Here is a 26,263-nt window from a genome sequence, read left to right as displayed (position 1 = left end):
TGCCGATTGCCGACTGCCCATAGGGAGCCATCCATGTCCGAAGATCTCCGTATTTCCCCGAACCAGATCATCGAGCGTTATCTCTCGATGGAGCTGGTCCGCGTCACCGAGCGCGCCGCGGTCTCGGCCGCGCGCCTGCGCGGTCACGGCAATGAGAAGGCGGCGGACCAGGCGGCGGTCGACGCCATGCGCCGCGAGCTCAACCGTTTGCCGATCGATGGTGAGATCGTCATCGGCGAGGGCGAGCGCGACGAGGCGCCGATGCTCTTCATCGGCGAGAAGGTCGGCACCAGGCAGGGCCCCAAGGTCCATATCGCCGTCGATCCGCTCGAGGGCACGACGCTTTGCGCCAAGGACATGCCCGATTCCATCGCCGTGATGGCGATGGCCGAAGCCGGCAAGCTGCTCAACGCGCCCGACGTCTACATGAACAAGATCGCGATCGGCCCGGGCTATGCCCGCGGCGTGGTCGATCTCGACGCGTCCGCGACCGACAACATCCATGCGCTGGCCAAGGCCAAGGGCGTCAAGCCGAGCGAGATCTCGACCCTGATCATGGACCGCCCGCGTCATGCCAAGCTGATCGAAGAGGTCCGCAAGACCGGCTGCTCGATCCGCCTAATCACCGATGGCGACGTCGCCGGCGTGATCTACTGCACCGAGCCGGACAAGACCGGCATCGACCTCTATCTCGGCATCGGCGGCGCGCCCGAGGGCGTGCTGGCGGCAGCCGCGCTGCGCTGCGTCGGCGGCCAGATGCAGGGCCGCCTCATCCTCGACACCGAGGAGAAGCGCGCCCGTGCTCTCACCATGGGCATCACCGATCCGAACCGGAAATACAGCATGGAGGAGATGGCTTCGGGCGACACTATCGTCTGCGCCACCGGCGTCACCAATGGCGGCATGCTGAAGGGCGTCAGGTTCGGCAAGGACGTCATCGAGACCGAGACGATCGTCTATCGCTCGATCACCGGCACCGTGCGCCGGATCTATGGCGAGCACCGCGACTTCGCGAAGTTCAAGCTGGATTGAGCACGAGGGGCGAGAGCCTCGCCGAACCCCAGCGCGTTTTCGAGCGAAGTGGATACCGGTTCGCGTGAAGAAAGCGCTTTAAAACAAGGAGCTAGGGCAGTCGAACGATCCGATTGGATCGGAAACTGCTCTAGAGAGCCATGCCGCGCCCGACGCCGTCTTCAGCGCTCAATCGCCTCCGCGTGCTCGATCTCTCGCGCGTCCGGGCGGGGCCGACCTGCGTGCGGGTCTTCGCGGATTTCGGCGCCGATGTGATCAAGGTCGAGAGCCCGCCGGGCTTCGACCCCAACGAGAACATGAGCGGGCCGCGGCATGGCTATGACATGCAGAATCTGCATCGCAACAAGCGCTCGCTGACGCTCAACCTGAAGACGGAAGGCGGCGCGGCAGTCCTGCGCAAGCTGATCGAGAGCGCCGACCTCCTGGTCGAGAACTTCCGGCCCGATGTGAAGGAGCGGCTCGGCCTCGATTTCGAGACGCTGCACGCGCTTAATCCGCGCCTGATCCTGGTCTCGATCTCAGGCTTCGGCCAGAGCGGGCCTTACCGGACGCGCGCGGGCTTCGACCAGATCGCCCAGGGCATGGGCGGAATGATGTCGGTGACTGGGCTGCCTGGCCAGGGCCCGGTGCGCGCCGGCATCGCAGTCGCCGATTCCGCCGCCGGGCTTTATGGCGCGATCGGCGCGCTGGTGGCGCTGCAGGAGCGCGCGGTCTCCGGCAAGGGCCAATGGGTCCAGACCTCGCTGCTCGAAGCCCAGATCGCGATGATGGATTTCCAGGCGGCGCGCTTTCTGGTCGAAGGGCAGGTGCCGCCGCAGGCCGGCAACGACCATCCCTATTCGACGCCGATGGGCGTCTATGCGACGCGCGACGGCCACATCAATATCGGCGTCGGCGCGGAAGGGCATTGGCGCTCCTTCTGCGGGGCGATCGACCGCCCCGACCTCGCGAGCGATCCGCGCTACGACAATATGGCGAAGCGGCTCAAAGCGCGGCCCGAATTGCGCGTGCTGATCGAAGGTATCCTGACCACGCAGGACAGCGCCCATTGGCTGGCTGCTTTCGAGGCGGCGGCCGTGCCGGCCGGGCCGATCTATGCGGTCGATGCGATGTTCGACGATCCCCAGGTCCAGCATCTGGGCATTGCGCAGCCGGTTTCGCATCCTGTGCTCGGCGATATCCGCGTCATCGGCGAGCCTGTCGGCTTGTCGCGCACGCCGGCTTCCGTGCAGACGCCGACGCCCGAAGCCGGCGAGCACAATGCCGAGATCCTGCGCGAGCTCGGCTATGACGAGGCGGCGATCACGCGTTTGAAGGATAGTGGCGCGATCTGAAGGAGCCAGGACAGCATGGACGACGAGATTCTCTACACCGTTGCGGACGGCATCGGCACGATCACGCTCAACCGCCCCCAGGCCCGCAACGCGCTGACCTTCGCGATGTATGAGCGGCTCGCCGCGATCTGCGGCGATCTCCCCGGCCATGGCGACCCGAAAGTGCTCGTCCTTACCGGCGCAGGCGAGAAGGCTTTTGCCGCCGGCACCGACATTACGCAGTTCCGCGCCTTCAATACGCCAGAGGATGCGTTGGCCTATGAGAGTCGGATCGACCGTATCATCACGGCGATCGAAAGCTGCCCGGTCCCGACCATCGCGGCGATCTCGGGCGCGGTCACGGGTGGCGGTGCCAGCATCGCCTGCGCCTGCGACATCCGGGTCGCGACGCAATCGGCCCGCTTCGGCTTTCCGGTGGCGCGCACGCTCGGCAATTGCCTGTCGATGAGCAACTACGCCCGGCTCGCGACGCTGCTCGGCCCGGCCCGCGTCAAGGACATCGTCTTCACCGCGCGCTTGATCGAGGCGGAGGAGGGACAGCGCATCGGGCTCTACAACGAGCTCGTCGCCGACCATGCCGCGCTCCTCGTCCGGATGCGCGAACTGGCCACGACGATCGCAGGCCATGCGCCTTTGACGATGCGCGCGACCAAGGAAGCGCTGCGCCGCATCGCCAAGGCCAATGGTCACCCACAGGGCGATGACCTTGTCCTGATGTGCTATATGAGCGCCGATTTCCGCGAGGGTATGGAAGCCTTCCTCGGCAAGCGTGCGCCGCACTGGCAGGGCAAGTGAATCGGACGAAGCGGCGGCCGGAAACATCTGTTTTGACTCGGAACCACGCCGTCATCCTGGACAAGCCGCGTAGCGGCGCAGCTCCGGGATCCATCGGAGGGCTCCGGAACTCTACGATGGATCCCGGGCCTCCGCTTCGCTACGCCCAGGATGACGGCGTGGTTCCGAACTAGAACAGCATGCTTTAGCCGACCGCCTTCGCCGCGGCGCGCCCGGCGGTTCGGCCGGAGAACAGGCAGCCGCCGAGGAAGGTGCCTTCGAGCGCGCGGTAGCCATGCAGGCCGCCGCCGCCGAAGCCGGCGGCTTCTCCCGCCGCGTAGAGCCCGGGCACCGGCTCGCCCGTCCCACCCAGCACGCGCGCGGACAAATCCGTCATCAGCCCGCCCAATGATTTGCGGGTCAGGATATTGAGCCTGACGGCGATCAGCGGACCATGCGCCGGGTCGAGGATGCGATGCGGCTTGGCTGTCCGGATCAGGCGGTCGCCGAGATAGGCGCGGGCGCCGCGCAGCGCCGTGACCTGCAGGTCCTTGCCGAAGGGGTTGTCGAGCGTGCGGTCGCGCGCCTCGATCTCGGCCCGTAGCTGCGCCTCATCGATCAGCGCCTCGCCGGCAAGCGCATTCATGCGCGCGACCAGCCGGGAAAAATCGCTCTCGACGATGAAATCCTCGCCCTTGTCCATGAAGGCCTGGACGGGCGCGGGCACGCCGCCGCCGGCCCGTCCCAACACCTGGCGCCAGCTTTTGCCGGTGAGGTCGGGATTTTGCTCGGAGCCCGAGAGCGCGAATTCCTTGGCGATGATGCTGCGGTTCAGCACGAACCAGGAATAGTCGTAGCCCGTCTTCATGATGTGCTCGAGCGTGCCGAGCGTGTCGAAACCGGGAAACAAGGGCACCGGCAGGCGGTTGCCGCGCGCATCGAACCAGAGCGAGGAGGGGCCGGGCAGGATGCGGATGCCGTGTCGCGGCCAGATCGGCGCCCAATTGGCTATGCCCTCGACATAGTGCCACATCCGGTCGCCATTGATCAGCCGGCCGCCAGCAGCCTCTGCGATCGCCAGCATCGCGCCATCGACATGGTCGGGCACGCCTGAGAGCAGGCGCCGGGGCGGAGCGCCCAATCGCTGCGGCCAGCTCGCCCGGACCAGATCATGATTGCCGCCGATGCCGCCGGAGGTGACGATCACGGCCTGCGCCTTGAGTGCAAAAGCCCCGACCACATCGCGCGAACTCTTCGCCCCGCGCTCGACCGTGCTCGCCTCCAGGATTTCGCCCGCGACGCCGTCGACCGCGCCGGCGCTGCGTGAGAGCGCGGTGACGCGGTGGCGAAAGCGCAGTTCGATCAAGCCACGCGCCTGCGCCTCCTTCGATCTGCGCAGGAACGGCTCCAGCACGCCGGGCCCGGTGCCCCAGGTGACATGGAAGCGCGGCACCGAGTTGCCGTGGCCGCTGGCGAGAGAACCGCCGCGCTCGGCCCAGCCGACGACGGGGAACCAGCGCATGCCCATCCCATGCAGCCAGGCGCGTTTCTCGCCCGAAGCGAAATCGAGATAGGCCTGCGCCCAGGCGCGCGGCCAGTCGTCCTCGGGGCGGTCGAACCCGGCCGAGCCGAACCAGTCCTGCGCGGCGAGTTCGCGCGAATCGCGAATGCGCAGCCGGCGCTGCTCGGGCGTGTCGACCATGAACAATCCGCCGAGCGACCAGAAGGCCTGCCCGCCGAGCGATTGCTCGGGCTCCTGGTCGAGCAGGATGACCTTGCGGCCGGCATCAGCGAGCTCTGTCGCGGCCACGAGCCCGGAGAGACCGGTTCCGATGATGATGACGTCCGCGTCCTGCCCCATATATCCTGCCCCAAGCCTGCTGCCCTTTCCCGGCTGCTTGCCGCCCAGTATGGCGATCCTCCAGGGCCCGGCAAGGCAGGGTAGGGGTCATGTCAGGGCTGTCGCATTTGGCCCCACAGCCGTCATCCTGAGGAGCGCTTCCGCAGGAAGCGTGTCTCGAAGGATGCTCCAGAAGGCGTTTCGGGAACCTCCTGGAGCATCCTTCGAGACGCAGCCTCCGGCTGCTCCTCAGGATGAGGGCTCAAAAATCCAAAGGCGATTCCTCTGGGGTCCATGTAGCGGTTGACGAATGCACGCGCCTGCGCGACCCCCTTTAGCTATGAGTCTCATTCCCCAGCGCCTTTTTCTCGGCGTGTCCCACTCCGTGCTCGGCCGGCCCTGGCGCGACAGGCTGGACGCTGCGGGGCTCGGTCGCGCCGAGGCCCTGGCGCAGCTCGAAGGCATTCCCGACACCTTGTCGCGCCTGCTCGCCGGGCGCGGCGTCGAGCCTAGCGAGGCTTTGCGCTTCCTCGAACCGCGCCTGCGCGACCTCCTGCCCGATCCCGCGACATTGACCGATATGGAAGCCGCCGCCGCCCGTCTCGCCGAGGCGGCGCAGCGGCGCGAGAAAGTCGCGATCTTCGGCGATTACGATGTCGACGGCGCCTGCTCCGCTGCCCTGCTCGCGGGCTTCCTGCGTCAGGCCGGCGCGCAGCCGCGCATCCATATCCCCGACCGCTTGATCGAGGGCTATGGCCCCAACAGCGACGCCATCCGCACACTGGCCGGCGAGGGCGCGACGCTGCTGGTCACGGTCGATTGCGGCACGACCAGCCATGAACCATTGGCCGAGGCGCAAAGGCTTGGGCTCGATGTCGTCGTCCTCGATCACCATCAGGCGCCCGAATTGCTTCCGCCCGTCGCCGCGCTGGTCAATCCCAACCGGCAGGACGATCTCTCCGGGCTCGGCCATCTCTGCGCGGCGGGCGTCGTCTTCCTGACGCTCATTGCCCTCAGCCGGACATTGCGGCGGCAAGGCTTCTGGGCGGGCAGGGCGGAGGGCGAGCCCGATCTGCTGGCGGCGCTCGATCTCGTGGCGCTGGCGACGGTGGCCGATGTCGTGCCGCTCAAGGGCCTGAACCGTGCCTTCGTGCGCCAGGGCATTGCCATATTGCGGGGGCGGACGCGCCCCGGATTGGCCGCGCTGATGGATGTCGCGGGCCTCGATGGCCCGGTGCAACCCTGGCATCTCGGCTTCCTGCTCGGCCCGCGCATCAACGCCGGCGGGCGCATCGGCGATGCGGCGCTGGGCGCGAGGCTCCTGCTGACCGAAGACGAGATCGAGGCGCGCAGCATCGCGACCGAACTCAACCGGCTGAACCAGGAACGTCAGGAGATCGAGCGGCAGGCGGTGCTGGAAGCCACCGCGCAGGCCGATCATGCGCTGATGCGCCTGCCCGACCAGCCCGTGCTGATGGCGGCCTCCGCCGATTGGCATCCCGGTATCGTCGGCCTCGTCGCGGCAAGGCTGAAGGAGCGCTTCCGGCGCCCGGCCTTCGCGCTCGCGCTGAACGGGGAGGGCGGCGCGACGGGGTCGGGCCGTTCGGTCGCCGGCGTCGATCTCGGCCGGGCCGTGCGCGAGGCGGTCGAGGCCGGGCTCGCGGTCAAGGGCGGCGGTCACGCCATGGCGGCGGGCATAACGCTGGCCGGCGGCCAGGCTCCCGCCTTCCAGGCTTTCCTGGCCGAGCGGCTGGCGATGCAGGTCGCGGCGGCTGATGAGGCCGAGGCGCTGCTGATCGATGCGGCCTTGAGCGCGGGCGGCGCCAATCCGCGCCTGCTCGCCGAGATCGACAAGGCGGGGCCTTTCGGCGCGGGCAGTCCCGAGCCGGTCTTCGTCTTTCCCGCGCATCGCCTGGTCGAGGCTGTCGAGATCGGCAGCGGCGGCCATGTCCGCATCAAGCTCAAGAGCGGCGATGGCGCCACCGTGGGCGGCATCGCCTTCCGCGTCGCGCAGGAGCCGCTGGGACGCGCCTTGCTGGCGGCGCGCGGCGAGAGCGTCCATCTCGCCGCGACGCTGACGCTGAACCGCTGGGGCGGCCGCGAGAGCGCCGAGCTGCGCGTCCTCGACATGGCGCGCCCGGGTTGATCGTCATCGTTTTTTGGGGGAGAGCGGTGGCGGCGGGCCTGCCCGGACTTTCCCCGGATATCGTCAAACTGGTGCTTGCAGAGGGCGCGCCCTGCCACTATACCTCGCCCCGCTTCTCGACGGGCAGCCGTCGATTCAGAGGCCCGCGACCTTCGTCTATCGGTTAGGACACCAGCCTTTCACGCTGGGGAGACGGGTTCGACTCCCGTAGGTCGCGCCACTCATGTATGGGTGGTCTAGCTAGTTGAAAATAAAGAAAAAACAGAGATGGAAAATCGAGGGCGTCCCCCACGATATCACCGATCTGTGTCCGCCATCGGCTTTGTTCTGACCAGACTCGCGAAGACCCCGATCAGCCACGTCAGGTGAGCCGGCTGGTTGTCGGGCACGGGGTTGTGTGCGTCAAGATCTGCAAAATTGGTTGGCCGTGACGAAGGTCATGCGGCTTGCCTCAGGGCGGTCTTCTTGTGCTCTCCGTCGTTCGGGTTGAGGCATCGGTTCGCCTCTGTCCCGTTCTCGCGGGTTACTCTCTCGCTGCCGAGGCTTGACACAACGATCTCGATATATCGTATATCTACTGCGCGCCTTTTACGCGATCTCATCTAAAGGGGACGCCATGTTGCGACAGGACCTGAGCAAACGCGGTGTTCTCCTGGGTGGCGCGGCGGCGCTGGCGAGCCTCGTCGTTCCCACTGCCTCCCGCGCGGCGCCGAAGGCGATGACCGCCGTGCTCGAATCCGAGGTGGTGATCCTCGATCCGCATGCCACGACGGCCGCGATCACGCGCACCTTCGCCTATCACGTCTTCGACACGCTGTTCGCGATGGACCTCGCAGGGACGATCCATCCCCAGATGGTGGACTCGTTCGAGACCGCGCCCGACGGCCTGAGCTGGCGGTTCAAGCTGCGCGACGGCCTTGCCTGGCATGACGGCGCGCCGGTCAAGGCCTCGGATTGCGTCGCCTCGCTCAAGCGCTGGGCTCGCGGCGATGCGCTCGGCAAGATGCTGATGGCTGCCGCGTCTGGCATCGAGGCGGTCGACGAGCGCAGCTTCAGGATCGTGTTGCGCGAGCCCTTCCCGCTGATGCTGGACGTGCTGGGCAAGCCCAATGCGCCGGTGCCGGCGATGATGCCCGAGCGCATTCTTCCGGCCGGAGACGAGCGCATCAAGGAGATCATCGGATCGGGACCGTTCAAGTTCAAGGCCAGCGCCTGGCGATCGGGCGATCGGATGGTTCTCGAGCGCTTCGAGCAATACAAGCCGCGCTCCGAGAAGCCCGATTTCCTGGCCGGTGCGAAGGTGGTCAAAGTCGACGAGGTGGTCTTGCGCGCGATGCCTGACGACGCGACGGCGGCGACCGCACTGATGGCAGGCGAGATCGACTACATGCAGTATCTGCCCTTCGACTGGCTCGACAAGCTCGAGAAGGCGCCGAATGTGAACGTCATGGCCCTGACCGGCCTCGACATGTTCCAGGGCAATTTCCGGCTCAACCATGCGTCCGGCCCCTTTGCCGACCGGGCGGTTCGCGAGGTGCTCTGGAAACTGGTCGACCAAGGCGAGGTCCTGCAGGCCATCGGTATCCCCGATCGCTATCTGGTCAAGAACTGCCCGTCCTTCTTCATGTGCGATGCGCCTCTCAGCAGCACGGAGGGCGCAGCCGCCGCCAAGCTCTCCATCGAGGAGGCTCGCGCGGCCCTCAAGAAGACCGCCTACAAGGGTGAGCCGGTGGTCTTCCTGACGGTTGCGGGCTCGATCTCCCAGACGGCCGGGGCTGTGCTGGCGGACAATATGCGCAAGGCCGGCTTCACCGTCGACGAGCAGGTGATGGACTGGGGCACGGTTCTCGCGCGCCGGGCCAAGAAAGATGGCTGGGCGATCTTCCCGGTCTATGCCAACGGCATCGACATGATGTCTCCGCTGACGCATTTCTACATCGGCAACAACTGCGCGAACTATGCCGGCTGGAGCTGCGACGCGGCGATCAGCGAGAAGCTCGCAGCCTATGCCAAGGCGCCTGATCCGGCCGCGCGCAAGCGCATCGCGGCCGCGATCCAGGTCGAGGCCTACAAGGACACGCCCTCGGTGATGTGGGGCCAGTTCAGCCGGCCGGCGGGCTACCGCTCGCGCGTCAAATCGATCGTGCAGTCCAGCTTCCCGATGTTCTGGCAGCTCACCCTCGACGCCTGAACCGCCAAAACGCGCCTGACGAGAGATGCCTATGACGACCGCTGCCGATCGCGACGCCCTTGAGGCGGCCCTGCCGCCGCTGTCGGGCACCTTGTCTCTGCCTGGTCTGGAGGCTCCCGTTTCCGTCCGGCGCGATGCCTGGGGCATCCCGCATATCAAGGCGGTGGGCGAGGCGGATGCCTACCGGGCGCTCGGTTTCGTGCATGCGCAGGACCGTCTCTTCCAGATGGAGCTGACGCGCCGCAGGGCGCTGGGCCGCGCTGCCGAATGGCTCGGGGCCGAGGCGGCCGAGGCCGACATCCTGGTGCGGCGGCTGGGCATGGAACAGGCTTGCCGGCGCGATTACGACGCGCTGGCGGGCGAAACCAAGGCGATGTTGCAGGCTTATGCGGCCGGCGTGAACGCATTCCTGGAATCCGGCGCGCCGGTCCCTTGCGAATATACGCTGCTGGGTGCGACGCCCGAGCGCTGGGAGCCCTGGCACAGTATCGCGGTGATGCGGCGGCTCGGCCTGCTGATGGGCTCGATCTGGTTCAAGCTCTGGCGGATGCTGGCGCTGCCGGTCGTGGGTGCCGAGAACGCGCTGAAGCTTCGCTACGACGATGGTGGACGCGATCTGCTCTGCATTCCTCCTGGCGGCCAGGCCGAACGCTTCGAAGCCGATCTGGCGGCGCTTGGCCCCGCTGTCGACGCCCTGCTCAAGGCCATGGGGGGCGACGCCTCGGATGCCGCCGGAGGCGGCAGCAACAACTGGGCGGTCGGCCCGGAGCGGACGGCGACGGGGCGCCCCATTCTCGCGGGCGATCCCCATCGCGTCTTCGAAATTCCCGGCATGTATACGCAGCATCATCTCGCCTGCGACCGTTTCGACATGATCGGCCTGACCGTGCCGGGCGTGCCGGGCTTCCCGCATTTCGCCCATAATGGCAGCGTCGCCTACTGCGTCACACATGCCTTCATGGACATCCACGACCTCTATCTCGAGCAGTTCACCGATGCGGGCAGGGCGGTGCGCTTTGGCGAGGGTTTCGAGCTCGTCAGCCACCGGCGCGACCGCATCGCCGTCAGGGGCGGGGTCGATCGGGAGTTCGATATCTTCGAGACGCGCCATGGTCCTGTGATCGCTGGCGATCCCCGCGCGGGGGCCGGCCTGTCCCTGCGCTCCGTCCAATTCGCCGAAACCGACCTCTCCTTCGATTGCCTGACGCGGATGCCTGCGGCCTCGACCGTCCCGGAGCTCTACGAGGCGACGCGCGGCTGGGGCCTGATCGACCATAATCTCGTCGCCGGCGACACGGCCGGCACGATTGGCCATCTGGTGCGCGCCCGCGTGCCGCTGCGCTCGCGCGACAATGGCTGGCTGCCCGTGCCCGGCTGGGCGGCCCAGCATGAATGGCGGGGCTGGATCGCGCATGACGCGATGCCTTGCGTCATCGACCCGCCCGGCGGCCTGATCGTCACCGCCAACAACAGGGTCGTGGCGGATGATCATCCCGACTATCTCTGCACCGATTGCCACCCGCCTTATCGCGCCGAGCGCATCCTGCAGCGGTTGGATTCAGGGGCGCCCTTCGCCGTCGCTGACGCAGCGGCCATCCATGCCGACACGCAATCCCCGCATCTCGAACTATTTCGCACCCGCCTCGCCGCACTGGGCCAGCGCGAGCAGGCCGACGCGGAGCAGCTGCGGCAGGATCTGCTAGCCTGGAACGGCCACATGGACGCGGAATCGGCCCCGGCTGCCGCCTATAATGCCTTCCGGCGGGCCCTGACGCGGATCGTCACCGTGCGCAGCAGGCTGGAGCAGGCGACGGCGCATCGTTTCGCAGCGGTGGCGCCCGGCGTCTCGCCGCAGGGCCAGGTCTGGTGGGCGGTGCCGACATTGTTGCGCGACGACGATGCCGGGATGCTGAACGGCCTGACCTGGGACGACGTGCTGTCGGAGGCGCTTTCCGAGGCGGCGGCGACGCTCACGGGCAAGACATGGGGCGAGGAGCACCAGCCGCGCTTCGCCCATCCGCTCTCTGCACAGTTTCCCGACTGGGCGCAGCGGCTCGATCCGCCGTCTTTGCCGGTCGGCGGCGACGGCGACACCGTGCTCGCGATCGGGATCGTGCCATCGGCCGGCCCCGTGGCGACCTATGGTGCGCTGTCGCGCTATGTCTTCGATGTCGGCAACTGGGACAACAGCCGCTGGGTCGTCTTCCACGGCACCTCCGGACACCCGGCAAGCCCACATTACGCTGACCAGAATACGCCCTGGAGCGCCTGCGAGATGGTGCCGATGCTCTACGACTGGGAGCGCATCGCGGTTGAGGCGCAAACGCGGCAGGAGCTGGTGCCGCCTCGCGCCTGAGGCGGCCGATCAGCTCGCGCCAAATCCTTCCGGCAGCCTCGGCGTGCGCAACCCGGCCGTCTCGCCGCCATCGACCGTCAATACGGCGCCGTTGACGTAGCTCGCCTTGTCCGAGAGCAGCCATTCGACGACGTCGGCGACCTCGCCGGGATCGCCGAGGCGGCCGGCGGGAATACGCAATTCGAGCTGCCGCAGCCGCAGCGGGTCGGCCAGCACCTTGGACATCATCCGGGTCGCGATCTGTCCGGGGCAGATTGCGTTGAAGCGGACCTGCTCGCCGAATTCGAGCGCCAGCGCCTGCGTCATTGCGATCACCGCTGCCTTGGAGGCGCAATAGACAGCCAGCCCCTCCTCGCCGAGCTTGCCCGCGACGGAGGCGACATTGACGACCGCACCCTTGCCCGCGCGCAGGCCGCTGAGCGCATGACGCGTGAACAGGAAGGCGCTGCGGGCATTGGCGTTCATCACGGCGTCCCAATCCTCGAGGGTCGCCTCGGCGAAAACCATGCGCCGTCCGAGCCCGGCATTGTTGACCAGGCCGGCAAGGCGGCCGCCGCCGAGGTCGAGGGCGGCCTCGACGACGCGTCGGCAGTCGGGCTCGCTCGTGACGTCGCCGGCGACGAAATGCGCGCCGGGCGCCTGCGCCGCCAGCTCTTCGCCCGCCGCCACGTCGCGGCCGGTGAAGACGACGCCGCGCGGCGCGAGGCGTTCGACGCAGGCCCGGCCGATGCCATGTGTGCCGCCCGTGACGATGATCATCTCATCTCTCCAGATATCAGGGAAACCTAGAGCATTTTCGCGTGAAGCGGGTACCGGTTCACATGAAGAAAATGCTCTAAATCAAAGACATAGATCAATTTTTTGATTCGAAGAAGCGCGGACGGGCTCTTGCGTTCAGCCGCTCGACAGGCGGCCGCGCCCGTATTCGGCGTAGCGTCCGAGCACGGTGTCCATCTCGTCCCGGGTGAGATGGACGATCTCGCCGGCCTGGCGCGCCAGCAGCAGCTGTCGCGCCAGCATTTCGAGTTTGACCGTGCGCGCAAAGGCCTGCGCCAGCGTCGAGCCGATGCAGACCATGCCGTGATTGGCCATCAGGCAGGCGCTGTGACCCGCCAGCGACGCCACGACGCCTTCGGCGAGCGCGGTCGTGCCGAAGGGCGCATAGGGCGCGCAGGGGACCTCGTGCCCGCCAAAACTCGCCACCATGTAGTGGAACGGCGGCATCGGGCGGCGCAGGCAGGACAGCGCGACGCAACAGTCGGGATGAGCGTGGATCACGGCCTGGGCAAGCCCGGCTGCGTAGATTCCGCCATGGATCGCCCATTCGCTGGAGGGCGTGCCCTGCGATAGCGCGGTGCCGTCGAATCGCGACAGCACGAAATCATCCGGCGCCACTGTCGCGCCGTCGGCGCCTGTCGGGCTGATCAGCATGACGTCCCCCAGGCGCAGGCTGATATTGCCGGCATTGCCGAGGCTCAGGCCCGATCCCTCGATCTTCCGGTAGATTTTGCAGAGCTCGACGCGGGCATCGGCTTCCAAGATCGCGGCGGTCACGGCTGCTCTCCTTGTTCCATGCTCGCAAGCATCGGCAGCAACATGTCCTCGGGGCCGAGCTTGCCCGATTTGAGGCAGAAGGCCAGCGGTGTCGCCCCCTCCGACAACGCCTGCGAGATGCCCGGGGCGCGGTAGGCGCCGGCGCGTAGCGAGCGGATCGCGAGGCGATCCAGTACGGCCCCCGAGGTCTCGCCGCCCGCGATCAGGAAGCGCCGCACGCCCTGTGCCCGCAGCGCCTGCGCCAGTTTCGACAAGATCTCCTCGGCGAGCGAGGCGGCGCGACGCTGGCCAAGCCTGACTTGCACGGCCGCGACCGCGTCGGGGTCGGCGGATGTCGCGATCGCGACGGGGCCGTCGGCGAGGCGGGGCAGGGCCCAGGCGAGCGCCTCGGCCACTGTCGTATCGGCATCACCAACGGCGGCGAGGTCGAGCATGAGCACCGGGCGATCTCGGCCGAAGACTTCGAGCTGCCGCCCGGTCTTCTCGGCGCAACTGCCGGCGAGCACGACGCCTGGCCCCGGGATGGGCGGCAGGCGTGGCACGTCGACTGTGGGATGGACGAGCCCGCGCTCACGCCAGAGCGCCGGATAATACGCGGCAATCGAGGAGTTGCCGGTCATCAGCGGCCAGGAGACGGTCAGCGCCGCCAGCGCTGCGAGATCGTCGGGCACCGCGGCGTCGGCGAGCGCGAAGCCGATGCCGTCGCCAATCAGCTTTTCGCAATGACGGGTCATCGCCTCCAGGCCGGCGCGCACGACCTGCTGCGGAATAAGGCCGACCGGTGTCGTCGTCTGCTGCTGCAGCACGCGCACGAGGTCGGGATCGGTCATCGGCGTCAGCGGATCGTGCCGTTTCGGCGATTCCGAGATCAGTCTGTCGTCGGCGAAGAGATGGCCCTGGAAGACGCGTCGCCCGGCCTCCGGGAAGGACGGGCAGAACGCGGCAAGCCGGCTGCCGGTCAGTTGGCGCAGCGCATCGGCGCAGTTGCCGATATTGCCATGGGGCGTGGAATCGAAGGTCGCGCAGTATTTGAAGAAGAGCTGCCGCGCCCCGCGCTCGATCAGCCAGGCACCGACGCGGCTGATATCGGCCACTGCCAAAGCGGGCTCGGCGACGCGCGTGCGCCTTGCCACCACGATGGCCGGATCGCTCACCGTATCGGGCAGCTCGGTGACGAAAGCACAGGGCACGCCACCGGCCCGGATCATCGCGGCCAGTTCGAGGCCGCCGGTCAAGTCGTCGGCGACCGCACCAAATACGAGACTCATCGCCTTCTCTCCCTAGACGGGATTCGAATATATCATATACTGACTATCGTCCATGGGTTGGCACAAGCCCTGGCTGGTCAAGGCCTGACTGGGAGAGACGCGATGCGCCAGGCGAGGACACCATGAGCGGCGGAGCCGAGCGGCAGCCGGCGCTGCGCATCCGTGATCCCCGGGAACTCGCTGAGATCGCCTTGCAGCTGCGGCGCAAGGTGATCGAGCTCGTCGCGCCGACCGGGCAGGGCTATGTCCAGCAAGGTCTCGGCGCGGCCGATCTTTTCGCGGTGCTCTATTTCGCCGAATTGCGGCTCGATCCGGCCGATCCCGACTGGACGGCGCGCGACCGGCTCCTGCTCTCGACCGCGCACAACACGGCGATATTCTATGCCACGCTGGCGCAGCGCGGGCTCGTTCCGGCCGCCAAAATCAGCGATTACTGCAAGGACGGCTCACCCTTCGAGGTGAATGCGTCGGAGCGGGTCGGGACCGTTGTCGAGGCGACATGCGGCTCGTTGGGGCAGGGCCTGTCGGTGGCCATCGGCATGGCGCTGGCGGCCCGCCGGCGCGGTGATGCCAGCCGCATCTATGTCATCCTGGGCGATGGCGAGCTTCAGGAAGGGCAGGTCTGGGAAGCGGCCTTGCTCGCCGGCAGTCTCGGCCTCGACAATCTCTGCCTGCTCATCGACGACAATCGCATGCAGGTCGAAGGCCATGTCGACGGCGTCGTCAAGCTCGAGCCGATCGCCGGCAAGTTCGCGAGCTTCGGCTGGGCGCAGGAGGTTGTGGACGGCCACGATATTCCTGCCCTGCTCGGGGCGCTCGACCGGGCCCGCGGAACGCCCTCCCGTCCGACATGCCTGGTCGTGCGCACCTTGGCCGGCAAGGGCGTGCCGATGCTCGAAGGCATTCTGGCGCATAATCTGAAGCTGCCCGCCGATGTCGCCACTGCTGCGATGGCGGCCTTGTCCAACGCAGGGGACGTGCCGTGACATCCATGACCCCCGACACGCTGACGGTCCAGGATTTCAACCAGCGCGGCGCGGCGGCCGCACCCAGCCGCAAGTTCTATGGCGAGACGCTGCTCGAGCTGGCGCGGCAGGATCCGAGAATCGTCTGCCTGACTGCCGACCTGACGCTGCCGACCGAGACGGACCTGTTTCGCGACGCCCTGCCGGAGCGCTTCCTGCAGGTCGGCATCGCCGAGGCCAACATGATCGGCATCGCCGGGGGCATGGCGCGCAGCGGCGAGATCCCCTTCGTGCATTCCTTCTGCGTCTTCGCCACGCGCCGCTGCTACGACCAGATCGCCATGCAGGTCGCTTATCCCAGGCTGAACGTGAAGATCGTTGGCGTCATCCCGGGGCTGACCACATTGCTGGGCGTCTCTCACCAGGCGATCGATGATATCGCGCTGATGCGGGCGCTGCCCAACATGACCGTGATCGAGCCGAGCTGCCCCGCCGCGGTTCCCGCAGCCGTCCGGGCCGCCGCGGCCCATGACGGCCCGGTCTATCTCCGGCTGAAGCGCGCGGACGGCACCGAGACCGCGCTTGGCCCCGACGAGTGGTCGCTTCCGATCGGCGTCGCCCGCATGCTGCGCCAGCCGGGGGAGGGGCTGCTCCTCGCCTGCGGGATGATGGTCGAGCAGGCGCTGCGGGCGGCCGATCTCCTGGCCGGGGAGGGCATCGCGGTCGGTGTCGTCGATGTGCCGACCCTGAAGCCGCTCGACCCGCGCATCGTGGCGATGACTGAGGGCATGCGGGCGGTCGTGACCTGCGAGAACCATTCGATCATCGGCGGCCTGGGCAGCGCGGTCGCCGAGCAACTGATGGAGGCGGGCGTCCGCACGGGCTTTGGCCGTATCGGCGTGCGTGACGTCTTCGCCGAGGGCGGCACGACGCCCTATCTATTCGCGCGCTATGGCCTGGATGCCGCGGCGATCGCGCAGGCCTATCGCGAGGTGCGCGGGCGCGGCTCGGTCTGAGGGCCGGACTCGCGGGCGAGATTGCGCGTGTCGCCGCCCGACTCCAGCAGCTTGACCAGTTTTTCGCCGCCTTGGATCATGTCGGTCTGCACCGCCTCGCGCACACCTTCGCCGTTGCGGGCGCGCAGGCGCTTGAGGATGCGCAAATGCTCGTGCGGCCCCGGATAGGTCGGCCGGGCATGGGGATAATGGTAGTTCAGCAGCGGGCCGTTGCGCATCCAGATGTCGTCGAGCAGCGCGAGCAGCTCCGGCATGTCGGCGGCCTCGTAGAGCCGATGATGGAAGCGCCAGTTCGCGCGCACGGCGTCCGACCAGCGTCCCTCGGTCTCGGCCGCCGCGAGTTCGGCGTGCAGGGCGGTCATCTGGGCGATGCCCTCGTCGTCGATCCGGTCCGTCGCCCGCTCGGCGGCCAGCCCCTCGAGGAACAGCCTGATCGTCCTCAACTCGAGATACTGGGCGAGCGACATATGGGCGACGATGATCGAGCGTCCGTCGATCAATTCGAGCGCGCGCGCCCGCACCAGTTGCATCAGCGCTTCACGGATTGGCGTCTCGGACACCCGCATCGAGGCTGCGAGCTCGCGGATCTTGAAGCGGTGGCCCGGCCAGAACCGGCCTTCCATCAAAGCGAGGCGCAGATTGTTGTAGACGATGCGCGTCAGGCTATCGCGCGCGACAGGCTCGATCGCGCCGCCCTGCAGGAAGTTGTCGTCGGCGCTCGCCACTTTTGTCCAGTCTCCCATGGGCTTTCGCCGATCGCTGCAGCCTTAGAGCAAATCGGCGCCGTTCGAAATGCGCAAAACGAGGCAGAGAAGGGCGTCATCGCCGACCCCGGTCTTCGTGGTCTGAAACCTGCTTGCCAAGACGGATATATCAAATATTCTTCCTGGCGATAAGGGGAACGCATGGTGCAGCCGGTCGAAGTATCCAGTCGATCCGTGGGGATCGGGATCCGCGGAATCGTCAAGCGATTCGGAGCGGTGACGGCTGTCGACGAGGTCTCGCTTGCGGTCGAACCGGGCGAATTCCTGGCGCTGCTGGGTCCGTCCGGCTCCGGCAAGACGACCATCCTGATGGCGATCGCCGGCTTCGAATATCCCGATGAGGGCGAGATTCTGGTCGGTGGCGAGGACGTGACCTGGACGCCGCCCTACCACCGCAATCTCGGCATGGTCTTCCAGAAATACACCTTGTTTCCGCATATGAGCGTGCTGGAGAACATCGCCTTCCCGCTCAAGATGCGCGGCGTCGGCCGGGCCGAGCGCGAGGAGCGGGCGCGGACCGCGCTCGCCACCGTCCGGCTCGACGGCTTCGGCGAGCGCAAGCCGGCCCAGCTTTCGGGCGGCCAGCAGCAGCGCGTCGCGATCGCCCGCGCCATTGTCTACAAGCCGCGCGTGCTGCTGATGGACGAGCCGCTCTCGGCGCTCGACAAGAACCTCCGCGAGGAGATGCAGATCGAGACCAAGCAGTTGCAGCGCGAGATCGGCGTCACCGTCGTCTTCGTGACGCATGACCAGACCGAGGCCCTGACCATGGCCGATCGCGTCGCGGTGCTGGACCATGGCCGGCTGCAGCAGATCGGCACGCCCCACGAACTCTATGAGGCGCCCAAAAGCGCCTTCGTCGCCGGCTTCATCGGCGAGACCAATTTCTGGCAAGGCGAGGCGCGTGGCGCGGCAGCGGCGGGACGTGTCGTGTCGGTCGAACTCGCCGAGGGCGTCACGATCGAGGCGACAGCCGTCGATGCCGTGACCGAGCGGGCCAAACTCCGCGTTGCGATCAGGCCGGAGCGGCTGAGTCTGACGGCGCCCGAGCAGGGGCTGCTCTCGGCGCGCGTGGAGCAGGAGATCTATGCCGGCAACGCGACCACGCTGCTCCTGAGCACGGCGAGCGGGCAGAGCCTGAAGCTGCGCCTGCCGGCCGGGAGCGCAATGCAGGCGCCAGCGATGGGAGATCTCGTCGGCCTGCGCTGGGCGGCGCAGGATGCGCGCGCTTTTGGCGGTGCCGCATGAGTGCGCGGCCGCATCGCTGGCTGCTCGGCGGGCGCCATTACAGCAGCGCCGCGAGCCTGGCGCTGGCGGCGCCGTTCCTCATCCTCGCCTTCGTGACCTTCCTGCTGCCGCTGGGCTCGCTGCTGCATGAGAGCCTGTTCGTGCCGGCGCCGACGCTGGCGCATTACGAGCGCGCGGTCACGGCGCCGGTCTATCTGCGGGTCATGCTGCGCACGCTGCGCATCGCGGCGATCGTGACCGCGCTGGCGCTGCTGCTGGCCTGGCCGCTGGCCCTGGTGATGGCGCGCAGCACGGGGCTCAAGCTCGCGATCCTCGTCGCGTCGGTGCTGCTGCCGCTCTGGACCTCGGTGCTGGTGCGCACCTATGCCTGGATGGTGCTGCTGCAGAAGAACGGTGTCATCAACCAGATGCTGATGGCTTCGGGCCTCGTCGATGAGCCACTCAAGCTGCTTTACACCGAGACGGCGGTGGTGATCGCGATGGGCCACGTCCTGCTGCCCTTCATGGTGCTCCCGATCTATTCGGCGCTGCGCGGCATCCCCGACGATTACAGCCGGGCGGCGCAGATGCTCGGCGCCTCGGAATGGGCGACGTTCAGGGAGGTGATTTTCCCGCTCTCCTTGCCGGGCGTGACCTCGGGCTGCCTGATGGTTTTCCTGCTGGCGCTGGGCTTCTTCGTGACGCCTGCGCTGATCGGCGGGCCGCAGCAGATGATGATCGCGACGCTGGTCTCCCAGCAGGTTCGCGAGATGCTCGACTGGTCCTTCGCCGGCGCGCTGGTCGGTGTGATGCTGGCCTTCGTGCTGCTGCTCGCCTTGATCTTCAAGCGCGCCGTGCGGCTCGACCGCTTCGTGGGGTCGGCATGAGCGCGCCCCGCCGGACGGGCTCCCAGCGCCATGCGGGCCGCGCCATGCTCGGCGCTGCCGCCTATGCCGTCACGATCTTCCTGCTGCTGCCGACGCTGGTGATCGCGCCGATGTCGGTGGGCCCCGAGCGCTATCTGCGCTTTCCGCCGAACGGCTTTTCGCTGCGTTGGTATGCCGAGTATTTCGCCGATTCCGACTGGGTGAACGCGACGCTGTTCAGCCTGGAGGCGGGCATCATCGCGACGCTGGCGGCGACCGTGATCGGCACGATGCTGGCGCTGGCGCTCGTGCGCGGCCGCCTTCCTGGCAAAGGGCTGATCGAGCTCTTGGTGATCGGGCCCGTCATCGTGCCGCATATCGCGCTGGCCGTGGCGATGTTCCTCGTCTTCGAGCAGCTACGCCTGACCGGCACGCTGCTTGGTTTTGCGATGGCGCACACCATCCTGGCGCTGCCCTTCGTCGTCTTCACCGTGCTGGCGGCGCTCTACCGCTTCGACGCCGATCTGGAGCGCGCCGCCGTGTCGTGCGGGGCAAGTCCGCTGCGCACCTTCCGCCATGTCACACTGCCGTTGATCGCGCCGGGCGTCGTCTCGGCGGCGCTGTTTGCCTTCATCATTTCCTTCGACGAGGCGGTGGTGTCGTTCTTCATTTCGAACCTCGACCGCAAGACGCTGCCGCGCAAGATGTTCGAGGACATCGACTACAACGTCTCGCCGACGCTGGCAGCGGTCGCCACCATGCTGACGCTTCTGACCGTTGCCGCGTTGGTCGGCAGCCACTTCGTCAAAAGCCGTCTCGACCGACGCACGCGATCGGCCGAGCCATGACAGCAGTCCCATCGGTCCAAACGTAAAAGAAGGGGAGCCTCGCGATGAGCATCGACAGCAAGACTTCGATGACGACACGACGTAACACGACGCGCCGCCAAGTGCTGGCGGGAGCCTTGGGGGCGACGACCTTCGCGATCGGCGGCCGCGCCCTGGCCCAATCGAAGGAGGTCATCATCGCCACGACCGGCGGCCTGATGGAGCGCAGCTTGCAGGAGCATTTCTACAAGCGCTTCGAGGCCGAGACCGGCATAAAGGTGCGCTCGGTGCCGATCGAGCTCCCCGACCAGTGGGCCCGGGCACGCGCCGGCCTGCGCAGCGGCAATATTCCCTTCGACGTCGTCACGGCGACGCCGCCGGATCTGATCCAGCATGCAGATCTGATCGAGCCGATCGATTGTGCCGGCCTGCCGGGCATCGTGGCCCATGGGCTGCCCAATGGCTGTTTTCCGCGCGGCATCATCCGGACCGCCGGCGGCATGGCGCTGACCTGGAGCAAGAAGGCGTTCCCCAATGGCGGGCCGCAATCCTGGGCCGATTTTTTCGATGTCGCGAAGTTCCCCGGACCGCGCTCGCTGCCCGATACAGGCGACCGCGAATGGTGGGTGCCGCTGGCCGCGCTGCTGGCCGACGGCGTTGCGCCCGACAAGGCGTTCCCGATGGATGTCGACCGCGCCTACAAGAAACTCGACGCGCTCAAGCCCCATATCGCGGCCTGGTGGAAGAGCGGTGACAACGCGATGCAGATCATGCGCGGCGGCGATGCCGTGATGATGATGGTCTATTCGAGCCGCTCGGTCCCGCTCGCCAAGAGTGGCGAGTTCGACTTCACCTGGAACCAGGCCATCCGCGACGTCGGCAACTGGGCGGTGCTGAAGGGCAGCCCGAATGTCCAGAATGGCATCAAGTTCCTCGATTTCTTCGTGCAGGACGGCAAGGAGCACGTCGCTTTCAGCGAGAAGGTCTCGTTCGATTCCAACAACCGCGAGGCGCCCGGTCTGGTACCACCGGAGGAACGGCGGTTCCGGCCGTCCTGGCCCGACAACTGGTCGAAACTCGTCATCGCCGACTACGAGTGGATTGCCGTCAACCGCAACGCCCTGCGCGAGCGCTGGGTCACCTGGCTGACGAAATAGGCTCAGTCGCTACTTAGTCGCCCCTTGGCCGGCGCTGCCCGAGCGGCGCCGGCTATCCCGCTCGGCAGGAATGAAGCCCGCATGCTCGTCAATTATCCCGAGGCCGCGCATTGGCAGGTCGACCCGTCGCGGCAGGATCTGGTCGACGAGATGCGCGCCCGGCCGCGCGGCCCCCACAGCCATGACCTGCAGCGGCTGCTGCACCGCATGCGCTGGGCCGGTGTCGGCAAGCGCCATGTCCTGATCACGCTCGAGCCCGGGCGTCGCTGGATGCTGGCCCGCCTGCCGGGTCGGCGCGGCGCTCCGGTCGAGACCTTCCCCAACCGCGTATTCACGAGCCTCGTCGAGGCCGAATGGGCCGTCTTCGTCATGCGCTGGGAAGCGCTGACGGGACAGAAGCTCGACTGAAGGATCGCCCGCATCATGAGAGATACCACCGCCGTCCTCGGCTATGCCTGGCCGCTCGTCGTCTCGCCGGGTGAGACCGTGAGCTTTCATCTGTCCAGCCCGACGCTCGATGCGGCCCACGCCCGCATCGTCCGGGTGCGCTGTGCTGATCCCGATCCCGACGGCCCGGGCCTGAAGCTAGCTGAGCCCGGCAGCGCCATCGACGGCCGGGTCGCGCTGCGCGACCAGCCGATCCATCCGGGTTCCGCCGCGATCATCGCCGACAGGCCGGCCCTGAGCGCGGCTAGCCTGACGGCGGGCTGCTTCATCTACCCGACGGCCCCGCTGGCCGGCCCCCAGACCGTGATGTCGCGCTGGCGCGCCGATCTCGGCCAGGGCTGGCGCCTGCGGCTCGATCAAGCGGGGCATCTCGTCTTCGAGGTCGCTGGCGCGGCCGGCGCTGCGACCATTATATCCGCCAGGCCGGTGCTCGAGCGCGAATGGGTGTTCGTCGGCGCGAGCTACGACGCTGCCAGCGGCGCGATCACGCTGATCCAGCGCAGTCTGGACACCTTGGGCGGGCGCGACAGCAGCAGCGTCACGACGGGCCAGGCGCCCGCCGGCCTGGCCTGGCCCGCTGAGACCGCGCTCGTCTTCGCCGCTCACGCCCTCCAGGGCGGCTTAGCCCCGCTCACGGGCGGCCATTTCGACGGCAAGATCGACCGGCCGCGCCTGTTTCGCGAGCCCTTGTCCGAGGAGACCCTGCGGCGGGCCTGCGAGACGCTGGCGCCGTCGCCTGCCGATCCCGCGCTGGTCGGCGCCTGGGATTTTTCGCAGGAGATGGCCAGCGACCGGGTGCGCGACCTCTCGACCAACCGGCTCGACGGCCAGCTCAGGCACATGCCCATGCGCGCCATCGCCGGCGCCAACTGGGATGGCTCGGTGGTGCAATGGACGGAACGGCCCGAGCTTTATGGCGCGATCCATTTCCACAGCGACGACATGGCCGATTGCGGCTGGCAGCCCGATCTGGCGCTTGAGGTTCCGTCCGACTGGCGCAGCGGGTTCTACGCGCTGAAGCTGACGGCCCGCGAGGGCAGCGACGATCCCGTCGAAAGCTATGTTTCCTTTTTCGTGCGGGCCCCGCTCGGCCAGGCGAAGGCAAGGCTCGCTCTGGTGGCGACGACCGCGACCTTCCTTGCCTATGCCAACAGCGCGCTCCGGCTCGATCAGGTCCATGCCGAGGCCATGCTGGAGGGCGTCATCGCGCTCTCGCGCGACGACGTCTACATCCAGGAGCACCGCGAGCTCGGGCTCTCGACCTACGACACCCATAGCGACGGCAGCGGCTGGTGCTACTCGACGGCCAAACGCCCGATCCTCAACATGCGGCCGCTCGGCAACACCTTCAATTACGTCAACGACACGCACATCATCGACTGGTTGGAGGAGCTCGGCTTCGACTACGACGTGATCACCGATTGCGATATCGACAGGCACGGCGCCCAGCTGCTGGAAGCCTATGACTGCGTGATCACGCCGTCGCATCCCGAATATTACAGCCGCAACATGATCGACGCCTTCGACGCCTATCAGCGCAGCGGCGGCCGGCACATCTATCTCGGCGGCAACGGCTTCTACTGGCGCATCGCCTGGCATCCGACGGAGCCCTTCCAGATGGAGATCCGCCGCGGCATGAGTGGCTTGCGCACCTGGGAGGGCGAACCCGGCGAGAACGGCCTGTCCTTCACCGGCGAGCCCTCGGGCCTCTGGCGCACCCACGGGCGGCCGCCGCAGCGCCTCGTCGGTGTCGGCTTCGACGCCCAAGTCTTCACGCGCTCCTATCCCTACGAATGGCTTGAGGATGCGCGCGACCCGCGCGTGGCCTGGCTGGTCGAAGGCGTCGATCTGGCAAAGCCGCTCGGCGATTTCGGACTACGCGGCGGCGGCGCGGCCGGGCTCGAGGTCGATCGCGTCGAACCGACTTTGGGTTCGCCGCCGCATCTGCTGCGCCTGGCGACGGCCGACCGGCTCGACTATGGCGGCGTACCGACGCTGGAGGAGCTGCGGACGCTGCATCGCGGCACGATGGGCGACCAAAACGCACTAGTGCGTGCCGACATCGCCTTCTTCCCGACCGCGGCCGGCGGCGCGGTGTTTGCGACAGGCTCGATCGCCTGGTGCTGCGCGCTGACCTGCAACGGCTATGACAACTCGGTCAGCCGCGTGACGGGAAATGTCCTGCGTCGCTTCCTGGACCCGGCGCCTTTCGAGGGCTTCGACGACTGAACCGGGGCGGCCGGGAAACCGGCCACTCGCTCCTGCTGGCGGTCGATGGCTCAGGCCAGGCCGACGAGATCGGACGCCGCACGCAACTGGGCCAGGAGCATCGCCTTGCCGGGAACCGTTCTGCAGCCGCGTGCGGCGGCGGTCGCGAGAAACGGCGTGACCTCCGGTGTCATGACGACTTCAGCCGCGATCGCGCCCGGAGGAAGGCGGGAGGCATCGAGCGGCAGCGCATCGCCATCTCTCATGCCGAGCGAGGTGGTGTTGATCGCGATATCGCAGGCAGTGGCATCGGCATCGGCGACATCAATGCGGCAGGCGGGATAGGCACGGCCGACCGCGGCAGCGAGTTCGCGCGCCTTGTCGGCAGACCGGTTCACGATGGTCAGTTCCGCAGCACCCGCCTCGGCCATCGCAAAGGCGATCGCGCGGCCTGCGCCGCCGGCCCCGGCCTGCAGCACTCGGGCTCCCCGGATCTCGACGCCGGCCGCGATCAACCCGCCGACGAAGCCGAGACCGTCGACATTGTCACCGTGCAGGCTGCCGTCAGGGTTGCGACGCACGAAATTGACCGCGCCCACTAGCCGCCCACGCTCGCCGACGGAATCGAGCAGGTCGAGGACGGCGATCTTGTGGGGGATCGTGACGCCGAACCCGGCGACATTGCCAAGGACCCGCAGCGTCGCGAGAACTTTTGGCAGGTCGTCCGGCGCGACATGGAGAGGGGAGACGGCCGCGTCGATGCCGCGACCGGCGAAATGTTCGTTGAGCAGCGCCGAGCCGATGATATGCGCGACCGGGTCGCCCAGAATGAACAGGATACGCGTCTTGCCGGTGATGCGGGTCATGTCACAGCCTCGGCAGAGCGATCGGGTTCAGGCCGCGGCGCGGCTGCGCGCGGCGACCGCCGCAAGAGCTGTATCGGCCACCGCCAGCGCCTCGTCGATCTCCGCTTCGCCATGGGCGGCGGACAGGAACATGTTGTGGCGCGGGTGGAAATAGACTCCGCGCGCCAGCGCCGTCTGGCAGAACAGATTGCCCTTGGCGAAATCGGCGTCGTCCTCGAACAGGATCAAGGGCATCTGCACCGGGCCGCTTTGGCGCAGGGCGACCCCGTGGCGTGCGGCCGATGCCTCGATCCCTTCGCGCAGGCGCGCTCCCATCGCCTCCAGCCGCGCGACGATGTTGTCGCGGCGCAGCACGGTGAGCGTCGCCACCGCGGCGGCCATCGGCGCGGCGGCGCACCAGAAGGAACCGGTCACGAAGACCTGCGCTGCCGCGTGGCGCAGCCAGTCCCGGCCGGTGACGGCGGCCAGCGCGTGGCCATTGGCGATCGACTTGCTCCAGGCTGCGAGATCGGGCCTGACACCGAGGCGCTCCCAGCTGCCGGCGAGGTCGAGCCGGAAACCGGCCCGGACCTCGTCGAGGATGAGCGCGGCGCCCGTCTCGTCGCAGACCGCGCGCGCGGCGGTGGCGAAACCCTGTGTCGGCAGTTCCTGGTCGCGCGCGAGGTCATGGCGATAGGCCGAGACGATGATTCCGGCCAGGTCGTCGCCGGCCTCGGCTGCGGCCGCGCGCAGGCTCTCGGCATCGTTGAAATCGTAATAGAGGATATGGGCGCGATCCTCCGAGGTCACGCCGACGACCGAGGGCGAGCACCACGGCACGGCGCCATGATAGGCGCCGCGTGCGGCCAGCAGCTTGCGCCGCCCGGTGCCGGCGCGCGCGATGGTCGCGCAGCTCGTGGTGGCGTCGGTGCCATTCTTCTGGAACTGCGTCCAGTCGGCATGGGCCACCGTATCGACGAGAAGTTCGGCGAGCTCGACCATCACCTCGGCGGGGCCGTTCATGCAGTCACCCAGGCGGGCCTGGCGCTCGGCCGCAGCCTCGACTTCGGGATGATGGTGGCCGAGAAGATTTGGGCCCCAGCTGCACATGAAGTCCAGATAGGAGCGCCCGTCCACGTCCCAGAGCCGGCAGCCCTCGGCGCGCGCAAAAAACTGCGGATAACCCTCCGGCAGCCTGTTGGCGTGGAGATGCCCCCACATGCCGCCTGGAACCACACGTAGCGCCCGATCGCGCAGCGCCGCATCGACGGAATTCTTGACCTCGGGCATGGCTATCCTCCGAGTTGGATATATCATATAGTACACCGGGCTTGGCAAGAGCTTTTGCGTATGCCGGACGGTCTCTGCATGATGGCGAAAAAGGCCACGCTCCGAGACCGCTCCGAAAGCGGCACGCCAGACAGCGGCGGGGCAAACGTCATGCCG

General features: G+C 67.6%; 21 protein-coding genes and 1 tRNA gene. 15 read left to right on the top strand and 7 right to left on the bottom strand.

The annotated features are described in order from the left end of the window. The first annotated feature begins 33 nt into the window (after positions 1 to 33). From glpX to J2Y55_RS09195, 3 genes are all read left to right on the top strand, one after another. Entirely contained in the window at positions 34 to 1,032 is a 999-nt protein-coding gene (gene glpX, locus J2Y55_RS09205; RefSeq protein WP_310151096.1) for a class II fructose-bisphosphatase, read from the top strand. A 140-nt stretch (positions 1,033 to 1,172) separates the two neighbouring features. Beyond that, positions 1,173 to 2,366, top strand: coding sequence for a CaiB/BaiF CoA transferase family protein (locus J2Y55_RS09200; protein WP_310151092.1), 1,194 nt, complete (start codon positions 1,173 to 1,175; stop codon positions 2,364 to 2,366). A 15-nt stretch (positions 2,367 to 2,381) separates the two neighbouring features. Continuing rightward, positions 2,382 to 3,161 (top strand): enoyl-CoA hydratase/isomerase family protein, encoded by a 780-nt coding sequence (locus J2Y55_RS09195; RefSeq protein ID WP_310151088.1) that lies wholly within the window; start codon positions 2,382 to 2,384, stop codon positions 3,159 to 3,161. A 184-nt stretch (positions 3,162 to 3,345) separates the two neighbouring features. Here J2Y55_RS09195 and J2Y55_RS09190 read toward each other — a convergent pair whose 3' ends face one another. Beyond that, on the bottom strand, positions 3,346 to 5,001 hold the full coding sequence (locus J2Y55_RS09190) for an FAD-binding dehydrogenase (protein ID WP_310151085.1): 1,656 nt from the start codon (positions 4,999 to 5,001) through the stop codon (positions 3,346 to 3,348). Between the two features lie 319 nt (positions 5,002 to 5,320). On the opposite strand from J2Y55_RS09190, the gene recJ reads away from it, so the two are divergent. The 4 genes from recJ to J2Y55_RS09170 all read left to right on the top strand — a co-directional run bounded on the left by recJ (position 5,321) and on the right by J2Y55_RS09170 (position 11,673). Then, the gene (gene recJ / locus J2Y55_RS09185) at positions 5,321 to 7,126 is read left to right on the top strand and encodes a single-stranded-DNA-specific exonuclease RecJ (RefSeq protein ID WP_310151082.1); all 1,806 of its coding nucleotides are present in this window, start codon (positions 5,321 to 5,323) and stop codon (positions 7,124 to 7,126) included. A 145-nt stretch (positions 7,127 to 7,271) separates the two neighbouring features. Further along, positions 7,272 to 7,346, top strand: a tRNA-Glu gene (locus tag J2Y55_RS09180). 396 nt (positions 7,347 to 7,742) lie between these two features. Beyond that, positions 7,743 to 9,317, top strand: coding sequence for an ABC transporter substrate-binding protein (locus J2Y55_RS09175; protein WP_310151079.1), 1,575 nt, complete (start codon positions 7,743 to 7,745; stop codon positions 9,315 to 9,317). A gap of 31 nt (positions 9,318 to 9,348) precedes the next feature. After that, on the top strand, positions 9,349 to 11,673 hold the full coding sequence (locus tag J2Y55_RS09170) for a penicillin acylase family protein (protein WP_310151076.1): 2,325 nt from the start codon (positions 9,349 to 9,351) through the stop codon (positions 11,671 to 11,673). A gap of 9 nt (positions 11,674 to 11,682) precedes the next feature. Here J2Y55_RS09170 and J2Y55_RS09165 read toward each other — a convergent pair whose 3' ends face one another. From J2Y55_RS09165 to otnK, 3 genes are all read right to left on the bottom strand, one after another. After that, a complete protein-coding gene (locus tag J2Y55_RS09165) occupies positions 11,683 to 12,432 on the bottom strand; it encodes an SDR family NAD(P)-dependent oxidoreductase (RefSeq protein WP_310151073.1) in 750 nt (249 codons plus the stop codon). A gap of 135 nt (positions 12,433 to 12,567) precedes the next feature. Then, entirely contained in the window at positions 12,568 to 13,227 is a 660-nt protein-coding gene (locus J2Y55_RS09160; RefSeq protein WP_310151070.1) for a class II aldolase/adducin family protein, read from the bottom strand. After that, a complete protein-coding gene (gene otnK / locus J2Y55_RS09155) occupies positions 13,224 to 14,495 on the bottom strand; it encodes a 3-oxo-tetronate kinase (RefSeq protein WP_310151067.1) in 1,272 nt (423 codons plus the stop codon). The genes J2Y55_RS09160 and otnK overlap by 4 nt, the downstream gene beginning before the upstream one ends. Positions 14,496 to 14,617: 122 nt before the next feature. Here otnK and J2Y55_RS09150 point away from each other — a divergent pair, with 122 nt between their 5' ends. Together J2Y55_RS09150 and J2Y55_RS09145 are read left to right on the top strand one after the other, a co-directional pair. Beyond that, positions 14,618 to 15,481, top strand: a complete 864-nt coding sequence (locus tag J2Y55_RS09150) for a transketolase (RefSeq protein ID WP_310151064.1) — start codon at positions 14,618 to 14,620, stop codon at positions 15,479 to 15,481. A 5-nt stretch (positions 15,482 to 15,486) separates the two neighbouring features. Next, positions 15,487 to 16,476 (top strand): transketolase family protein, encoded by a 990-nt coding sequence (locus J2Y55_RS09145; RefSeq protein WP_310152009.1) that lies wholly within the window; start codon positions 15,487 to 15,489, stop codon positions 16,474 to 16,476. On the opposite strand, the gene J2Y55_RS09140 is transcribed toward J2Y55_RS09145, so the two are convergent. Beyond that, positions 16,443 to 17,201 (bottom strand): GntR family transcriptional regulator, encoded by a 759-nt coding sequence (locus J2Y55_RS09140; RefSeq protein WP_310151063.1) that lies wholly within the window; start codon positions 17,199 to 17,201, stop codon positions 16,443 to 16,445. The genes J2Y55_RS09145 and J2Y55_RS09140 overlap by 34 nt on opposite strands. A 255-nt stretch (positions 17,202 to 17,456) precedes the next feature. Here J2Y55_RS09140 and J2Y55_RS09135 point away from each other — a divergent pair, with 255 nt between their 5' ends. From J2Y55_RS09135 to J2Y55_RS09110, 6 genes are all read left to right on the top strand, one after another. After that, positions 17,457 to 18,488, top strand: a complete 1,032-nt coding sequence (locus J2Y55_RS09135) for an ABC transporter ATP-binding protein (protein WP_310151060.1) — start codon at positions 17,457 to 17,459, stop codon at positions 18,486 to 18,488. Beyond that, complete coding sequence (locus J2Y55_RS09130; RefSeq protein ID WP_310151057.1) at positions 18,485 to 19,354, top strand: ABC transporter permease; 870 nt, start codon at positions 18,485 to 18,487, stop codon at positions 19,352 to 19,354. Before J2Y55_RS09135 ends, J2Y55_RS09130 begins: the two co-directional genes overlap by 4 nt. Then, positions 19,351 to 20,181 carry an ABC transporter permease gene (locus tag J2Y55_RS09125; protein ID WP_310151053.1) on the top strand — a complete coding sequence of 277 codons (831 nt, stop codon included), beginning with the start codon at positions 19,351 to 19,353 and terminating at the stop codon, positions 20,179 to 20,181. The genes J2Y55_RS09130 and J2Y55_RS09125 overlap by 4 nt, the downstream gene beginning before the upstream one ends. A gap of 44 nt (positions 20,182 to 20,225) precedes the next feature. After that, positions 20,226 to 21,317 carry an extracellular solute-binding protein gene (locus tag J2Y55_RS09120; RefSeq protein ID WP_310151050.1) on the top strand — a complete coding sequence of 364 codons (1,092 nt, stop codon included), beginning with the start codon at positions 20,226 to 20,228 and terminating at the stop codon, positions 21,315 to 21,317. A gap of 81 nt (positions 21,318 to 21,398) precedes the next feature. Then, positions 21,399 to 21,725 carry a N,N-dimethylformamidase alpha subunit family protein gene (locus tag J2Y55_RS09115; protein ID WP_310151045.1) on the top strand — a complete coding sequence of 109 codons (327 nt, stop codon included), beginning with the start codon at positions 21,399 to 21,401 and terminating at the stop codon, positions 21,723 to 21,725. A gap of 15 nt (positions 21,726 to 21,740) precedes the next feature. Further along, the gene (locus tag J2Y55_RS09110) at positions 21,741 to 23,993 is read left to right on the top strand and encodes a N,N-dimethylformamidase beta subunit family domain-containing protein (RefSeq protein WP_310151042.1); all 2,253 of its coding nucleotides are present in this window, start codon (positions 21,741 to 21,743) and stop codon (positions 23,991 to 23,993) included. Between the two features lie 50 nt (positions 23,994 to 24,043). Here J2Y55_RS09110 and J2Y55_RS09105 read toward each other — a convergent pair whose 3' ends face one another. Together J2Y55_RS09105 and J2Y55_RS09100 are read right to left on the bottom strand one after the other, a co-directional pair. Further along, the gene (locus tag J2Y55_RS09105) at positions 24,044 to 24,838 is read right to left on the bottom strand and encodes a shikimate dehydrogenase family protein (protein ID WP_310151037.1); all 795 of its coding nucleotides are present in this window, start codon (positions 24,836 to 24,838) and stop codon (positions 24,044 to 24,046) included. A 27-nt stretch (positions 24,839 to 24,865) separates the two neighbouring features. After that, positions 24,866 to 26,107, bottom strand: coding sequence for an aminotransferase class III-fold pyridoxal phosphate-dependent enzyme (locus J2Y55_RS09100; protein ID WP_310151034.1), 1,242 nt, complete (start codon positions 26,105 to 26,107; stop codon positions 24,866 to 24,868). Positions 26,108 to 26,263 lie beyond the last annotated feature (156 nt).

The organism is Allobosea sp. BE125 (assembly GCF_031456075.1).
Classification (GTDB): Bacteria; Pseudomonadota; Alphaproteobacteria; order Rhizobiales; family Beijerinckiaceae; genus Allobosea.
Note: the sequence above shows the minus strand (reverse complement) of the source record. Positions and strands in the feature narration are given on the sequence as shown.

Coding starts and splice junctions, on each gene's coding strand:
- J2Y55_RS09130 (WP_310151057.1), top strand. CDS start 18,485: ATGAGTGCGCGGCCGCATCGCTGGCTGCTCGGCGGGCGCCATTACAGC.
- J2Y55_RS09195 (WP_310151088.1), top strand. CDS start 2,382: ATGGACGACGAGATTCTCTACACCGTTGCGGACGGCATCGGCACGATC.
- J2Y55_RS09115 (WP_310151045.1), top strand. CDS start 21,399: ATGCTCGTCAATTATCCCGAGGCCGCGCATTGGCAGGTCGACCCGTCG.
- J2Y55_RS09145 (WP_310152009.1), top strand. CDS start 15,487: ATGACCCCCGACACGCTGACGGTCCAGGATTTCAACCAGCGCGGCGCG.
- J2Y55_RS09175 (WP_310151079.1), top strand. CDS start 7,743: ATGTTGCGACAGGACCTGAGCAAACGCGGTGTTCTCCTGGGTGGCGCG.
- J2Y55_RS09200 (WP_310151092.1), top strand. CDS start 1,173: ATGCCGCGCCCGACGCCGTCTTCAGCGCTCAATCGCCTCCGCGTGCTC.
- J2Y55_RS09170 (WP_310151076.1), top strand. CDS start 9,349: ATGACGACCGCTGCCGATCGCGACGCCCTTGAGGCGGCCCTGCCGCCG.
- recJ (WP_310151082.1), top strand. CDS start 5,321: ATGAGTCTCATTCCCCAGCGCCTTTTTCTCGGCGTGTCCCACTCCGTG.
- J2Y55_RS09165 (WP_310151073.1), bottom strand. CDS start 12,432: ATGATCATCGTCACGGGCGGCACACATGGCATCGGCCGGGCCTGCGTC.
- J2Y55_RS09110 (WP_310151042.1), top strand. CDS start 21,741: ATGAGAGATACCACCGCCGTCCTCGGCTATGCCTGGCCGCTCGTCGTC.
- J2Y55_RS09105 (WP_310151037.1), bottom strand. CDS start 24,838: ATGACCCGCATCACCGGCAAGACGCGTATCCTGTTCATTCTGGGCGAC.
- glpX (WP_310151096.1), top strand. CDS start 34: ATGTCCGAAGATCTCCGTATTTCCCCGAACCAGATCATCGAGCGTTAT.
- J2Y55_RS09150 (WP_310151064.1), top strand. CDS start 14,618: ATGAGCGGCGGAGCCGAGCGGCAGCCGGCGCTGCGCATCCGTGATCCC.
- otnK (WP_310151067.1), bottom strand. CDS start 14,495: ATGAGTCTCGTATTTGGTGCGGTCGCCGACGACTTGACCGGCGGCCTC.
- J2Y55_RS09120 (WP_310151050.1), top strand. CDS start 20,226: ATGAGCATCGACAGCAAGACTTCGATGACGACACGACGTAACACGACG.
- J2Y55_RS09125 (WP_310151053.1), top strand. CDS start 19,351: ATGAGCGCGCCCCGCCGGACGGGCTCCCAGCGCCATGCGGGCCGCGCC.
- J2Y55_RS09190 (WP_310151085.1), bottom strand. CDS start 5,001: ATGGGGCAGGACGCGGACGTCATCATCATCGGAACCGGTCTCTCCGGG.
- J2Y55_RS09100 (WP_310151034.1), bottom strand. CDS start 26,107: ATGCCCGAGGTCAAGAATTCCGTCGATGCGGCGCTGCGCGATCGGGCG.